The sequence below is a fragment of the Nicoliella sp. ESL1120 genome (assembly GCF_058508515.1).
This window is the reverse complement of sequence record NZ_CP196383.1, coordinates 322,856-337,967: the sequence shown is the minus strand read 5'-3', so window position 1 is coordinate 337,967 and position 15,112 is coordinate 322,856. Positions and strand designations below refer to the sequence as shown.

At 42.2% G+C, this 15,112-nt stretch carries 13 protein-coding genes and 2 other annotated features; of the genes, 9 read left to right on the top strand and 4 right to left on the bottom strand.

Annotated elements, in window-relative coordinates; all coding sequences use genetic code 11:
* Window positions 1-10: 10 nt before the first annotated feature.
* The 3 genes from ACSYTE_RS01550 to ACSYTE_RS01540 all read right to left on the bottom strand — a co-directional run bounded on the left by ACSYTE_RS01550 (window position 11) and on the right by ACSYTE_RS01540 (window position 3,136).
* A complete protein-coding gene (locus ACSYTE_RS01550; protein WP_491716972.1) occupies window positions 11-682 on the bottom strand; it encodes a methionine ABC transporter permease in 672 nt (223 codons plus the stop codon).
* Window positions 672-1,712 carry a methionine ABC transporter ATP-binding protein gene (locus tag ACSYTE_RS01545; protein WP_491716971.1) on the bottom strand — a complete coding sequence of 347 codons (1,041 nt, stop codon included), beginning with the start codon at window positions 1,710-1,712 and terminating at the stop codon, window positions 672-674. The genes ACSYTE_RS01550 and ACSYTE_RS01545 overlap by 11 nt, the downstream gene beginning before the upstream one ends.
* 58 nt (window positions 1,713-1,770) lie before the next feature.
* Window positions 1,771-1,984: a binding site (T-box leader), on the bottom strand.
* A 6-nt stretch (window positions 1,985-1,990) separates the two neighbouring features.
* Entirely contained in the window at window positions 1,991-3,136 is a 1,146-nt protein-coding gene (locus tag ACSYTE_RS01540) for a 5-methyltetrahydropteroyltriglutamate--homocysteine S-methyltransferase (protein ID WP_491716970.1), read from the bottom strand.
* A 58-nt stretch (window positions 3,137-3,194) separates the two neighbouring features.
* Window positions 3,195-3,426 (bottom strand) — a binding site (T-box leader).
* A gap of 406 nt (window positions 3,427-3,832) precedes the next feature.
* On the opposite strand from ACSYTE_RS01540, the gene ACSYTE_RS01535 reads away from it, so the two are divergent.
* The 5 genes from ACSYTE_RS01535 (at window position 3,833) to ACSYTE_RS01515 (ending at window position 9,767) form a co-directional block, all read left to right on the top strand.
* Window positions 3,833-4,864: an ABC transporter ATP-binding protein gene (locus ACSYTE_RS01535; protein ID WP_491716969.1), complete on the top strand. Its 1,032-nt coding sequence runs from the start codon at window positions 3,833-3,835 to the stop codon at window positions 4,862-4,864.
* The gene (locus tag ACSYTE_RS01530) at window positions 4,861-5,838 is read left to right on the top strand and encodes an ABC transporter ATP-binding protein (RefSeq protein WP_491716968.1); all 978 of its coding nucleotides are present in this window, start codon (window positions 4,861-4,863) and stop codon (window positions 5,836-5,838) included. Before ACSYTE_RS01535 ends, ACSYTE_RS01530 begins: the two co-directional genes overlap by 4 nt.
* Complete coding sequence (locus ACSYTE_RS01525) at window positions 5,838-6,797, top strand: ABC transporter permease (protein WP_491716967.1); 960 nt, start codon at window positions 5,838-5,840, stop codon at window positions 6,795-6,797. The genes ACSYTE_RS01530 and ACSYTE_RS01525 overlap by 1 nt, the downstream gene beginning before the upstream one ends.
* Window positions 6,798-6,808: 11 nt before the next feature.
* Window positions 6,809-7,753: an ABC transporter permease gene (locus tag ACSYTE_RS01520; RefSeq protein ID WP_491716966.1), complete on the top strand. Its 945-nt coding sequence runs from the start codon at window positions 6,809-6,811 to the stop codon at window positions 7,751-7,753.
* Window positions 7,754-7,988: 235 nt separating this feature from the next.
* The gene (locus tag ACSYTE_RS01515) at window positions 7,989-9,767 is read left to right on the top strand and encodes an oligopeptide ABC transporter substrate-binding protein (RefSeq protein WP_491716965.1); all 1,779 of its coding nucleotides are present in this window, start codon (window positions 7,989-7,991) and stop codon (window positions 9,765-9,767) included.
* A gap of 78 nt (window positions 9,768-9,845) precedes the next feature.
* On the opposite strand, the gene ACSYTE_RS01510 is transcribed toward ACSYTE_RS01515, so the two are convergent.
* A complete protein-coding gene (locus tag ACSYTE_RS01510; protein ID WP_491716964.1) occupies window positions 9,846-10,808 on the bottom strand; it encodes an NAD(P)-dependent oxidoreductase in 963 nt (320 codons plus the stop codon).
* Window positions 10,809-11,076: 268 nt separating this feature from the next.
* Here ACSYTE_RS01510 and argF point away from each other — a divergent pair, with 268 nt between their 5' ends.
* The 4 genes from argF to argB are packed head-to-tail and all read left to right on the top strand — an operon-like array spanning window position 11,077 to window position 15,103.
* Window positions 11,077-12,123, top strand: a complete 1,047-nt coding sequence (gene argF, locus ACSYTE_RS01505; RefSeq protein WP_491716963.1) for an ornithine carbamoyltransferase — start codon at window positions 11,077-11,079, stop codon at window positions 12,121-12,123.
* A 21-nt stretch (window positions 12,124-12,144) separates the two neighbouring features.
* Window positions 12,145-13,173: an N-acetyl-gamma-glutamyl-phosphate reductase gene (argC, locus tag ACSYTE_RS01500; protein WP_491716962.1), complete on the top strand. Its 1,029-nt coding sequence runs from the start codon at window positions 12,145-12,147 to the stop codon at window positions 13,171-13,173.
* An 11-nt stretch (window positions 13,174-13,184) separates the two neighbouring features.
* Window positions 13,185-14,372, top strand: a complete 1,188-nt coding sequence (argJ, locus tag ACSYTE_RS01495) for a bifunctional glutamate N-acetyltransferase/amino-acid acetyltransferase ArgJ (protein WP_491716961.1) — start codon at window positions 13,185-13,187, stop codon at window positions 14,370-14,372.
* Window positions 14,373-14,377: 5 nt separating this feature from the next.
* Entirely contained in the window at window positions 14,378-15,103 is a 726-nt protein-coding gene (argB, locus tag ACSYTE_RS01490; RefSeq protein ID WP_491716960.1) for an acetylglutamate kinase, read from the top strand.
* Window positions 15,104-15,112: the final 9 nt, after the last annotated feature.

Below are 15,112 nucleotides of genomic sequence, written 5' to 3'. Positions count from 1 at the left end.
ATGCCATCTCCTAATGTTTTAATGTTTCAGATATTAATGTTCCTAAAATTTGGACGATCGTTACGATAATCAATAACACGATGATACATGCCAAAGTTACGTCGAATTGGTTTTGTTGATAACCATATTGGATGGCAAAGTTTCCTAAGCCCCCACCACCAACAACTCCGACAATGGCGGTCAACCCGACCAGACTCACGATGGTCGTGGTGGTCATTCTGGTTAAACTCGAAATACTTTCGTGCAGGTAGATCGACTTAATGATTTGGAAATTGGTCAACCCGATTGCTTCACCAGTTTCGACCAAACCAGAATCGGTATCGTTCAATGCTGATTCAATCTGTCTGGAAAAGAAGGGCGTGATCCCAATTACCAGTGGGAAAATGGTCCCTCGTACCCCAATCGCAGTTCCAGAAATCGCGGTCGTAAGTGGAATCAACGCAACGATCAAAATGATGAATGGAATCGATCGGAAGAGGTTGATCAACTTATCCACAATGTTCCAGACGACCCGATTGGGTGCAATCCCATCAGACTGGGTAACCACTAAGATAATCCCTAACACTAAACTCACGACGAAGGATATCAAACCAGCGATGATCACCATTTCAATCGTTTCTAGGATTGATTCTGTAAATGCTTGCCAGTTCGCACCAACGTTTGGAAAATACTTATCTAGCATTATCAATCACCTCCACTTCAACGTCTTTTTGTTGTTGTAAATATTGTTCAGAAGAATCAACATCCGCCTGCTTACCATCTAAGACGATAATCAAACCACCCAATAGTTGCTTTTGAATCAATTTGATATCCCCAATGATGATATTTGCGTTCACATTGAATTTCCGTGAAATATCGGAAATCAATGGGGTAACCGTCTCACCATCTCGATAACTCAATCTGATCAATTTCTGTCCAGGTCTCAAGTTGATCGTGTCGACCAGTTCTTGTGAAATTTTCAGGTTCGAAGTGGTGTTGATGAACTTCTTCGTCAACGCTTCCTTCGGATCAGAGAAAACCGAGTAAACATTTCCTTGTTCAACGATGCTCCCCTTGTCCAACACCGCAATGTCATCACAGATCGATTCGATCACGTGCATTTCATGGGTCACAATGATGATCGTAATCCCGTAGTCGCGATTCAACTGCTTTAATAAATCCAAGATCGAATCAGTCGTTTCAGGATCCAAAGCACTCGTTGCTTCATCACAGAGCAATACTTCTGGGTCGTTGATCAACGCCCGCGCAATTGCGATTCGTTGCTTTTGTCCCCCTGACAATGAAGAAGGATATGCGGAATACTTATCTGGTAACCCGACTAAGTCCAAGAGTTTACGGACTTTGCTGGCCACTTCTTCTTTGGAGAAGCCGCGGTACTTGATCGGTAATGCGATGTTCTCAGCAATCGTTCTACCAGGCATCAAGTTGAATTGTTGGAAGATCATGCTGATCTTACTGCGCAGGTTCAACAATGATTTGTGGTCTAGTTCGTTGACCGTTTGATCATTGAACGTTACCGTTCCATCGGTTGGTTTTTCTAAGCCGTTGATACAACGGATCAAAGTGGACTTTCCAGCTCCACTGTAACCAATCACCCCGAAGATTTTGCCCTTCGGAATTGAGAGGTCAATGTCTTTCAATACGTGGTTAACACCATCATCGGTGTCGAAAGACTTATTAACTTTTTTGAAATTAATTACATCTGTTGCCATTCTTATCACCCTCGTTTACTAGCAATTAAAAAACGCCCCCAGATTCACACTTAATGAACCTAGGGGCGTAATTCATACGCGGTACCACCCTACTTAGTGGCCGTTCGACCACCATCTCTTCGTTGGTAACGCGTTCGACGCGCCGTTAACTTGCTTAGTCGCTCGTTAACGATTGTTGATCCAGGACCATTTTCACTAACCCCTCCGTACTGCTTTCCATCAACCGCAGCTTTCTGTGACGGGGGCAATTAGTTACTCATCCCTTCAGTGAATGCGAATTAGTTTTGCACCGTTTGCCAAACTTCATTCGCAGTATCGATTACTAATTTAATTTTCTTCCATTGTTGTTTTTCGGTTAAATGGTTTCCCTCTTCGGTTGAAGCAAAACCACATTGGGTACTTAATGATAAGTTTTCCAATGGGACATATTGAGCTGCTTCATGAATCCGGTTAACCAAGTTAGCTGGTTCTTCTAATTCTGGTTTCTTGCTAGTCACTAACCCTAACACGACTTCTTTGCCAGGGGTAACTTCCTTTAATGGTGTGAAATCACCGGAACGGCTGTCGTCAAATTCCAAGTAGTAGGCTGAAACGTTTTCTTCGGAAAACAACGTGTGGGCAACTGGTTGGTACCCGCCGCTCGCAGCCCAAGTCGAAGCGTAGTTCCCGCGACAAACATGGGTGCTGACCCGCAAGTCATCAGGCAAGTCCTTGAGTGCTTCGTTGTTAAAGCGTAAGTAGAGCTTCTGTAAATCTTCGATGTCGTTATAGTTATCGGTCATCGTCTTCCAGAAGTCCTTGTCAGCAAGCATCCCCCAAGTACAGTCGTCAAACTTCACATCACGACAACCAACTTCATAAAGGGCGATGATCAAATCATGGTATGCTTGACCAATATCATGAACCAATGCATCGGTATCCTTACCATAGAACTTTTCCAAGGCAGCGATATTTTCAGGGCCCCGCACTAGTTCTGCATATAGTTGCGCTGGAGAAGGAATGCTTTGGCGCGCTACGATCGAGTCATCATCCTTCGTCAAGTTGTAGAGGAACTTGTAAGCAACTAGGTCCGGATGGTTCGGGTTAAATTTAATCTTCCCTTCGACTTGGGCCGAATCATTTCTGGTTTCAACATCATGGAAGATGTACCCGTGTTCTTGCTTGGTATGCTTGATTCCATCAAAGCCCCAGAAGGTATCCAAGTGCCAGTAGCTGCGGCGGAATTCTCCGTCGGTCACGATCTTTAAGCCGACTTCTTTTTCCTTGGCAACTAACTTGGTGATTTCTTCGTTTTCGACCTTAGTGAGTTGATCATGGTCAATAGCATGGTTTTCAAAGTCTTTTCTAGCATCCTTTAATTCTTTTGGTCTTAAGAAACTTCCGACAATATCGTAGTGCAATGGTTGTCCGTTAAATTTTGGCATATTGTTACTTCCCTTCGATTCATAATTCAAATAAAAAAAATCCGCTCCTAGTGTATATACTAGAAGCGGATTTCCGCGGTACCATTCTATTTCGATAATTGTTTACACAAATATCCTCACTAACGTCTAACAACGTGTGCAGTGAATAATGGTTGCCACCCCATCGACGTTTAAATATCAACGCCGCCAAATTACAGGCCATCTTCACGAATATCGAATCGGTCTACTCACAGCAACCGTAGACTTTCTGAACCATCTTTAATCGTTACTCTCCTGATCATCTTGTTTATTTGAATTCGATTTAATTAATTGATTACATTCTACGAAGTTTAGTTGGGAATGTCAACAGTTTTTCTAATTCTTTTTTAATTTAGTCCCAAATAGGTTAACCAGAATCCCCTTTCAACGTTGATATACAAACTATTAACGGGATTTAAAATATTTTCAATTAATTAAATTCAAATTGGATTTAAACTCCAATTATGATTAAATTACTCATCAAAATATTCCTGTTTGGATTCAAATCGACCAATCTAATTTAATTTTAATCATTCAATTTAGATAAAAATAATCATTTAATATAAGATTGTTATCATTTTCAAATCATCCTTGCTTTTTGATTAAATTATCATTAGAATATAGTGCATTAATGAAATAATCATTAAAGGTAATAACAATTGAAGGGTGAGGTTTAAAATGACAGATGCAAGTAAAGCTCATCAACAAATTCTAGATATCCAAAATGTTGGGACGTCCTTTAAAATCGATGGCAAGTATTATCCCGCCATCTCAGGGATTAATCTTACGGTTAACAGAGATGAAATTTTAGCACTTGTTGGTGAATCTGGTTGTGGGAAGAGTACCCTTGCCACGACCATCATGGGATTACAAAATCCCAATGATTCCAAAACTTCGGGGAAAATTATTTTTGAAGGTAAAACAGACTTACTTTCATTAAACGAAGCACAGTACAATCGAATTCGGGGTGGCAAGATTGGAATGATCTTCCAAGATCCATTGTCAGCATTGAATCCGCTCAAACGGATTAGTGATCAAATTGGTGAGACCCTCTTTTACCATACCGATTTAAACGCTAAGCAACGTTACGACCGTGCGATCGAGTTACTCGACCAAGTTGGAATCCATGATCCAAAATTAGTGGGGCATCAATTCCCCCATCAACTTTCCGGCGGGATGCGACAACGGGTGATGATTGCAATTGCGATCGCATGTAAGCCCGACTTGATCATTGCCGATGAACCCACGACGGCCCTTGACGTTACGATTCAAGCCCAAATTTTGGACCTGCTTCGTAAAATTCAAAAGGAAAACCACATCGGGATCATCTTGATCACCCATGATTTAGGGGTTGTTGCTGAATCAGCAGACAGAGTGGCGGTTATGTACGCTGGTGAGATTGTTGAACTGGGGAGCACTAAGCAGGTTTTCACGCACCCCGAACATCCCTACACCCGTTCGTTGATCCGCTCGATTCCGCAAGCAGATTCTGAAAACGATGAACTATACGTGATCAACGGAATGGTGCCATCACTTAAGAAGATGCCTAAGACTGGTGATAAGTTTGCGCCGCGGATTCCATGGGTCCCAGCGGATCAACACGAAGAACACCCAACGATGCATGAAGTAGAGGCCGGTCACTTCGTCAGATGTATCTGCTATAAGAACTTTGCGTTCCCAGATGAAGCTAAAGGAGGCCGTGCTGTATGAGTTTAGTAGAAGTTAAAGACTTAAAAGTGTACTACCCAGTGCGGGGTGGTTTTTGGAACCGTATCGTAAACAACGTCAAGGCCGTTGACGGGGTCAGCTTTAAGATTGAAACTGGCCAAACGTTTGGCCTCGTTGGCGAATCCGGTTCTGGAAAATCAACAACTGGTAAAACGATCGTTGGTCTGGAACAAGCGACATCTGGAGAAGTCATTTACGACGGGCAAGATATTACCAAAAAAAGCGTCCGCAATAAAATGCAATATAATAAGGATGTCCAAATGATTTTCCAAGATGCAATGTCCAGTTTGAATCCTGAAAAACGGATTTACGATATCATTGCTGAGCCACTGCATAATTTTACCGATCTAAATAAGGAAGAGATCAAACTACGGGTGATCGAACTCCTCGATATTGTTGGGATCAGTGCTGAATCAATTTATAAGTACCCCCACCAATTCTCAGGTGGACAACGACAACGAATTGATATCGCTCGGGCCGTTGCCACTAACCCTAAGTTGATCGTGGCGGATGAACCAGTTTCTGCCTTGGATCTATCAGTTCAGGCGCAGGTCTTGAATTTCATGAAGAAAATTCAACGGGAATTCAACGTTTCATACCTATTCATTTCCCATGATCTAGGGGTTATTCGGCACATGTGTACCAATATTGCGATCATGAATCGGGGGCGGTTAGTGGAAATTGGGACCCGTGATGAAATTTACAACCACCCCCAACACATCTACACGAAGCGCCTTCTTGCTGCGATTCCAAGTACCAACGTCGATGAACGCGAAGCCCACCGCAAGCACCGCCTTGCAATTGAACAAAAATACCGTGAAGAAAGCGATCAGTACTACGATGACGAAGGATTGGCCTTGCCCCTTCAACAACTATCGCCTACTCACTGGGTGGCATTACCAGCAACAGCCATTGCTGAACTTAAAAAATCCAATGATCAGGAGGTGGCAGACTAATGTGGAAAACAATTTTAAGACGGGTCTTAATTATGATCCCAGAACTATTTATCCTTAGCATCCTTGTGTTCCTATTAGCAAAGGCCATGCCTGGTGATCCATTTACAGGAGCCATTAACCCTAAATTAAATGCCGTTCAGATGCATCACTTGATGAAGATCAACGGACTATATGATCCATGGTATCAACAATACTGGAATTGGTTAGTTCACTTATTCCACGGTAACTTAGGGATGAGTTATGAATACCAAGAACCAGTTACAACATTGATTGCGCAACGGGGTGGTAACACCCTTTGGTTAGCACTTGCTACCATGGTCCTTACATACGCAATTGGGTTGCCACTCGGGATTTATGCCGGGAAGCATGAAGGTAAGTGGCAAGATTCATTGGTACGAATCTACTCATACGTAACCATGTCAGTTCCATTCTTCGTTATTTTGGTGCTTGGAGTTTGGATTTTTGGATACGGACTTGGCTGGTTCCCAACTAGTGGCTCCGTTTCCCCAACCGCCAGCGGACTTGGTGGTACCTTACTTTCCAGAATTGGGCACATCATTTTGCCCGCCCTTTTAGGAGCATTCTTTGGGACCACTGGAATCGTGCAATACCTTCGTTCTGAAGTGATCGATGCTAAGCGTTCCGACTACGTTAAGACGGCCCGTTCTAAAGGGGTGCCAGTAAAGGACATCTACAAACACCATATCTTTAGAAATTCGCTGTTGCCAATTACCGCATTTGCGGGTTATTCGATCACAGGACTATTAGGCGGTTCCATCTTTACGGAACAAATCTTCTCATACCCTGGAATGGGGCTCTTATTCCTAAATGCAATTAGCTATCGTGATTACACTGTTATTACCGCTCTTGTGCTACTATATGGATTCTTGAACCTCCTTGGGACGTTGTTATCTGACATCATCTTAAGTGTCGTTGATCCAAGAATCCGAGTTGAATAGGAGGGGTAAAAATGAAGAACAAAACTTTAAACATTAACAACTTAAGTGCTGATGATTTAGCACGCCTCACTAAGGAAGCTGAGGAAAATGCCTCGCCCTCCCAACTGAGGGTGATTTGGAACGAATTTAAGGCCGACAAACTCGCCTTAATTTCACTTATTGCATTAGTATCATTTATTTTATTTACGGTGATCGCATCGTTTTTCATCAACCAAAGTGCCATGATGCAAACTAACATCATGGATAGTTTCAGCAAACCATTCACTCCAGAATATTGGTTAGGAGCAGATGCTTCTGGGCGTTCGATCGCCAAGCAACTGATCGTTGGTTCTAGAAATTCAATCGGTATCGCAATTGGTTTGACCATTATTTCGTCCACCTTTGGGATTGCCTACGGGCTGATTTCAGGTTACTTTGGTGGGTTTGTCGATTTAGCAATGCAAAGACTCTATGATTTTATGATGATCATTCCAATGCTAATGTTCATCATTGTTTTGGTAACCATCATTCCCCATTACAATGCCATTACGTTGACGTTAATTCTTTCGATTTTCTACTGGATGGGGACGTCTCGGCTAATTCGTTCGAGAACATCTTCAGAAGCGCACCGCGACTATGTATTTGCGGCTAAAACTTCTGGCGCTAGCAATCTAAAAATTATCTTTAGCGAAATTATGCCTAATATTTCATCACTCATCATTGTTGATACGACCCTTTCCTTCGCCGAAAATATCGGGGTTGAAACCGGACTATCATACCTTGGGTTTGGGCTCCCATTGAACACTCCTTCACTAGGGACGTTAATTGGAAACGCCAGTGACCCTACTAACATTACGCAATACTGGTGGAACTGGTTGCCAGCTGCTGCAGAAGTGGTGATCATGTGTCTTGCCATCAGTTACATCGGGCAAGCAGTTAGAAGATCAACTAGCGTTATGCAAAGACGTGGTAACTAATCTTTTTTTAATTTTATAACACACTAAAATCGGGCAAACGCCCGATTTTTTAGTTATTTTTAACTTTATTAAAAATAATCTTAATAAAACACTTGAATTTTAATTAAAAAATGATTAGAATGTTATCTATAATATTTTTATTAAAAAATAATTAATAGATTTACATAACAGGTGGTGAACATTGTTTATGAGTTAGTTTCAAAAAAATATCGTTTCACTATTGGAGGAATTGTTTATGATTAAACATAAAAAATGGCTGACAGCAGGAATTGCGATGCTATCAGCACTTACGTTAGCTGCGTGTTCAAACAGCAGCAATAATAGCGGCAGCTCAAAGCATGCCGATTTACCCACTTCTTATAATACCTCAGGAAAGGGAACCACTAGTGGGAACAACAGCACATTAAAAGTTGCTGAAGTTAATAATTCACCATTCGCCGGAATTACATCTCCTACATTACAAGTTAATGCTGAAGATGGCGATGTATACTCACCAGGTCAACAAGCACTGTTCAATGTTGATGCGAACTATAAGATTGTTGATGGTGGTTTAGCTAACTTGAAGCTTGATAAGGCTACCAAGACCGCGACCGTTACCGTTCGTAAAGATGCTAAGTGGTCAAACGGGATGAAGGTTACCGCAAAGGACGTTGAATACGCCTACGAAATCATTGCGAACCCTAAGACGACTTCCCAACAATACTCAGCTGATATGAACAAGATTGATGGGTTAGCTGAATATCACGCTGGTAAGGCTAAGACAATTTCCGGATTTACATACCCAGATGGCCAAAACGGCAATGTCCTTAAGATTAAGTTCAATAGTTTCCCACCTTCGTTGAAGTACTTAGGTAATTCTACGATGTGGCAAGCTGCTGAACCATACGAATACTTTAAGAACGTTCCAATTGACAAGCTTGCTTCCAGTGCTCAAGTTCGGAAGAACCCAATCTTCGTTGGTCCTTACAAACTTTCTAAACAAGTACAAGGTGAATCAACTACTTGGGTTCCTAACAAGTACTACTTCGGCCCAACTCCTAAGATCAAGAACATCACGATCCAAGTTGTTTCACAAAGTAACTTCGCCGCTGCATTTAAGGCTAAGAAGTACGACTTCGCATTTGGTGGTGTAAGTAGTCAATATCCTCAAGTCAAGAAGTTGAGTGATTACACTGCCGTTGGTTCCCCTGCCCTTTCATTTAGTTACTTCGGTTTCGTCCTTGGTCATGCGAACAAGGAAGGCGTTAGTGTTACCGACAAGAACGCTAAGATGGGTAACAAGAACCTTCGTCAAGCATTGATGTACTCACTTAACCTTGATCAAGTTTACAAAAAGTTCGGTTACGGACTTAGCTGGCACGCTAACACGCTCCTTCCTCCAGCATTTAAGAAGTACTACGACAGTAAAGCTGCCGGATTCCCATACGACTTCAAGAAGGCTGAAAAGCTCCTTGATGAAGCTGGTTACAAGAAGAAGGGCAAGTGGAGAACCCAACCAAATGGGAAACCACTTACGATCTACTACGGTGCAATGCAAGGAACTAGCACTACCCTTGCAATTCAACAATACGAATTGCAACAATGGCACAAGCTAGGCTTGAACGTTCAATTCGCTGGTGGTAAGCCAATGGAAATGAACAGCTTCTACGCAATCCTACAAAAGCCACAACAAAACAAGATTGATTTCTATACCGGTGCCTTCACTACTAATAGTGAACCAACCCCTACTGGAATCTTCGGTACCTCAGCAGCATTTAACATGGGACACTTTGCAAACAAGCAAAACGACCAACTCTTGGCTAACATGAACAATGACAAGGCTTGGAACGAAAGTTACAGAGTAAAACAATTCAAGGATTGGCAAGAATTCATGAATGATCAAACAGCTTACGCTCCTAACGCATTCTCACTTTCATGGTCACCAGTTAACAAGCGGGTTGTGAACTACACTACTTCCCCTGCTAACAACTACTTCTGGAGTAACCTTCAATTGAACAGCGCTTCTACTAAGTAGTCGATCATAATTAGCGATTCGCTAAATTAAAATAAGCTCCATCAGGAAATTCCTGATGGAGCTTATTTTTTATGGTTTTTAATACCCCTTATTATAATTTACTTCATTAACTGCCACTGTCCCATCCTGCTTAAACTGCGCCAGGTTTTGGTTCAAAATCTGCAATGATTCTTCTAAATATTCAGCATGGATTCCTGAGATATGCGAAGTGATCAAAACATTCTCCCGTTGCCAGAGCGGATGATCAGCAGGCAGTGGTTCTGGATCGGTCACATCTAGTCCCGCCGCCCCTAATTGACGATTATCGATCGCCGCCAATAAATCATCGGTATTGGTGCTAGGCCCGCGTCCAATGGTGATGAAGATCGGTTGATTCGTTAAAGAATTGAAAAACGCTTCATTATATATTCCCTCAGTTGCACTGGTTAGTGGCAGCGCGTTTACAATGATGTCAGCCGCGGTAATGGAGGGATTTTGCAAGTTAGTATTACTAACGGTGTTGGCGAATCCAGCGACGGAATGACCATCGTGGTTCACCCCCGTCACCTGCGCCCCAAAGGCATCCAGTAATTCTGCAATCCGTTGTCCAATGTGGCCCGTGCCGAAGATGACAGCATGCTTACCATGAATCATCTTCAAACTATGGGTCGGCTTTAGCCATCCCTGCTTGCGAGCTGATTCTAATAGGAAGCGATATTGACCTAAGATCATGCCAATTGCTGATTCGGCAATTGGTTCAGCATGGATACCATTGACCGTGGTCAAAATCACCCCCTTAGCCTGCATCTTCTTTAGTGGGTAGTAATCAACCCCGGCGGAAAGGGCTTGAACCCACTTTAAGTGCGAGTTGGCACTTTCCAACATGTAATTCAATTCATCATGACCATAGCCGATCATAACGTTAATTTGATCTAGATCAACAGATGGGTTTTCAAAATCATAGTAAAGATGGTCATTAGCAAAAGCTTGATCCTTATCAAACAACTGCTTAATTTGATCGATTTTAAAATTATCATTTGCAATTGCAACTAAAATATTCATTATTATTCACCTCATCACCTAACTTACGCCCATTCAAAAATCAACACAATTGATTTGAATGAATAAAGATGTATGCATAATAAAGGCTTTTTAGCCGTTAAAATGAATATTATTAGTATATATATACAATTAATTAAAATAAAACGGCATAAAAATACACAAAAAAGTTGAATAATGTTATGATTAGTGATAATATAATGAATATAAATTCTAAATAAGCACATTATATACATATAGCTTGTATATTAAATTTAACGGAGGAATCATTATGCAAAATCAATTCAATTTCTTTTCAAATCAATTCCATGGCAGAAGCATTCTTGCTGAAACTGACCTTACCCCAAGCGAAATGAACTACTTAGTTGACTTCGGGCTCCACTTAAAAGCAGAAGCAAAGCAAAATAACTACACTAAGTACCTTGAAGGTAAGAACCTCGCCCTCATCTTTGAAAAGAATTCAACACGAACTAGATCTGCATTCACCACTGCTGCATTTGAGCTTGGTGCTAACCCCGTTTTCTTGGGGAAGGATGATATCCACCTTTCACACAAAGAATCAGTTGCCGATACTGCTAAGGTATTGGGTAGTATGTATGACGGAATTGAATTCCGTGGTTACAAGCAATCAGACGTTGAAACACTGGCTAAGTATTCGGGCGTTCCTGTTTGGAACGGTCTAACTGATGAATGGCACCCTACCCAAACGATTCCTGATTTGATCACGATCAAGGAAAACTTCGGTTCGTTCAAGGGTGTGAAGCTCGCCTACCTCGGTGATGGTCGTAACAACGTTGCCCACAGCCTCCTCGTTGGTTGTGCAATGGTCGGTATTGACGTTGCCATCGTTAGCCCTAAAGAATTAACCCCTGCCTACGATGTAATCAAAATCGCACAGAAGTATGCCGATGAAAGTGGTGCTAAGATTGAAATCACTGCTGATCTTGACAGTGGTTTAAAGGGTGCCAACGTAGTAACTACTGACGTTTGGGTATCAATGGGTGAAGATAACTGGCAAGAACGAATCAATCTGTTAAAACCATACCAAGTTAACATGAGTGCCCTCAAAAAGACCGGTAACATATATGGATATAATGAAAAATTAATCGTAATGCACTGTCTCCCAGCATTCCACGACTTAAATACTGAAGTGGGCCAAGAAGTCTTCGAAAAATACCACCTCAGTGAATTAGAAATTACCGATGAAGTCTTCAACAGTAAATACGCTCGCCAATTCGACGAAGCAGAAAACAGAAAACATGGAATCAAGGCCATCATCGCCGCTACGCTCGGTAATATGTATATTCCCAAAATTTAGAAATCGAAAGGTTGTTTTAAAATGAACGTTGCAATTATTGGAATCACAGGTTATGCAGGAATGGTATTGTTCGGACTCCTTCAAAAGCATCCCGGCATCATTAAAATCAATATTTATCAACATGATCTTAAGGAATCCGTTCCATTGAAAACACTAGCCCCACAATACGCTTACTACACTAAAGCGGTTAAACCATATGATGCGAAGCAAATCATCACTGAAAACGATGCCGTTTTCTTTGCAACACCAGCTGGCATTACTTCTAAGCTAGCTGAACCATTCTTTGCTGCCGACTTTCCAGTAATTGATCTATCAGGCGACTTTCGGCTAAAGGATCCAAAGGAATACGAAAAGTGGTACCAAAAACCAGCTGCTCCACAAACCGAATTAGACAACGCTTATTATGGTCTCGCAGATATTACTAACAACCCTGGTAAGAATTACGTCGCTAACCCAGGTTGTTACGCTACTTCAGTGCTATTAGGGCTCGCTCCACTGATCAAGGCGGATATCGCCGATCTTGATAACATCGTCATCGATGCAAAATCTGGCTTATCGGGAGCTGGTAAGAAATTGACTGAATCAAGCCACTTCGTACAAGCCCATGATAACCTGCAAATTTACAAGCCAAATGAACATAAGCACATCCCAGAAATTATGGCAATGCTCAAGCAATGGAATCCAAAGATTGACCACATCCAATTCATGACCACCCTAGCACCGTTCAACCGCGGGATTATGAGTTCGATCTATGTAAAGATTAAAGATGGAATAAGCGAAGAAACGATTCAAGAACAATTTGCTAAGTTGTACAAAGATCATCCATTCGTAAAGGTTTCTACAACCGAATTACCAACCGTTAAGAGTGTCGTTGGTACCAATGAATGCCACATCGGACTTAGTTACAACCCCGTTACTAAGTACCTATTGGTCGACAGTGTGATCGATAACATGATCAAAGGTGCTGCGGGCCAAGCCATCCAAAACTTCAATCAACTCTTTGCATTTGACGCTGACTACGGGCTTAAATTAACCCCAGTATTACCATAGGAGGATCCAATATGAAAATCATCGCATTTAAATGGCCTAAGGGCTTCCAATCTGGTGCCGTTCACGCTGGTTTTAAAGCTGATCAGAAATTAGACATGTGTTGGCTCGTTTCTGATCAACCATGTGCTGCAGCTGGGGTCTACACCAAGAATCAATTTCAAGCAGCCCCCGTTCAAGTAACTAAGCAACACATTAATGCTAAGCATCAGCTAAAGGCCGTCGTGGTCAACAGTGGGAACGCAAACTCATTTACTGGCGAACAGGGAATTCAAAACGTGAACACCGAAGCCAAGTGGGTTGCAGATAAGCTCAACGTAAAACCAGATGAAATCGGAATTGCCTCCACTGGAATCATTGGCAAGCAACTGCAAATGGACGTTATCGAAAATGGCTTAAATCATCTCACCCTCTCTGATAGCACGGACGCTCCAGAAGCAATCATTACCACAGATACCACTTCCAAGAAGATTTGTGTCGAAACTGAAATTGATGGTCAAACCGTAACCGTCACTGGGTTTGCCAAGGGGTCTGGGATGATCCATCCGAACATGGGAACCACCCTTAGCTTTATTTCGACCGATGCAAACATTGAAGGATCAGTCCTCCAATCGATCCTCAGTGCTAAGATCGTAAATTCATTCAACCAAATTACAGTTGACGGTTGTATGTCCACCAATGACATGGTAATCGCCCTTGCTAATGGTGAAGCGGGTAATCACCCCCTCAATGCTACCCATCCAGAATTCCATGAATTCGTGAACGCATTCAACTACGTCCTCACTGGTCTCGCAAAGTTAGTTGCCCGTGACGGTGAAGGATCATCCAAACTAATCGAAGCAGACGTTAACCATGCTGCTAGTCAATTAGATGCCAACCACGTTGCAAGAGCAATCGTTGGCTCCAACTTAATCAAGGCGATGATTTTCGGTGAAGATGCTAACTGGGGAAGAATTGTTCAAGCCCTCGGCCAGACCGAAGCTAAGATCAGCCTGGACCAATTAGCAATTAGCATTGAAGGCACTGAAGTCGTTAAGAACAGTCAACTTCAAGATATCGACATGGATGCACTTAGAAAACAACTTGCAAATGATGAAATCAACATCACAGTAGATCTAGCTGCTGGTAATTACAGTGGCGTTGCATGGGGCTGTGATTTAACTTATAAATACGTTGAAATCAACGCAGCATACGAGGAGTAATGATTATGATCGTAATTAAAATTGGTGGTAACATGGTTAAGAACTTAACCACAGACTTTTTCAACTCAATTAAGACCCTTCAAGAACAAGGCGAACAGGTCTTAATCGTTCACGGTGGGGGTAACCTCATTTCTGAATGTGGTAAATTCATCGGTCAACCAGCCCATAAAATCAACGGGATTCGGGTCACTAATGAACAGATGATGGACATTACGAGCAACGTTTTAAACCGCATCATTCAACCAGAACTCCACAAACAGTTTAGCGCCCACGGCATTAAAAGTACCATGATGAATTCTGATAACTACCCATTTTTATTGGGTGACTACATTGATAAGGCTACCTATGGTGAAGTTGGTGCAATCAATCAGGTCAAGGCGAACTACATCGATGTGATGACATACCAATCAGTTGGTCTTTGCTCATCCATCGCCATTGGTCCGGAAGGCCAAAAGCTCAATGTGAACGCCGACATGGCTGCCGAAGCAATTGCTAGCATGGTCAACGCCGACCAATTGATCCTATTAACTGACGTTCCTGGGGTAATGCTAGATGACGAGGTGTTAAGTCAACTCGACCACCAAACCGCAGTTAAACTCGTTGAAAGCCAAAAGTTAGTCAACGGAATGATTCCAAAGGTCAATGCTGCATTCAAGGCCGTTGATAATGGCATCAAGCACGTCTCAATCACGAACGACTTAAGTAAAGTCGGCACCGCAATCGTAAATTAGGAGGAAATA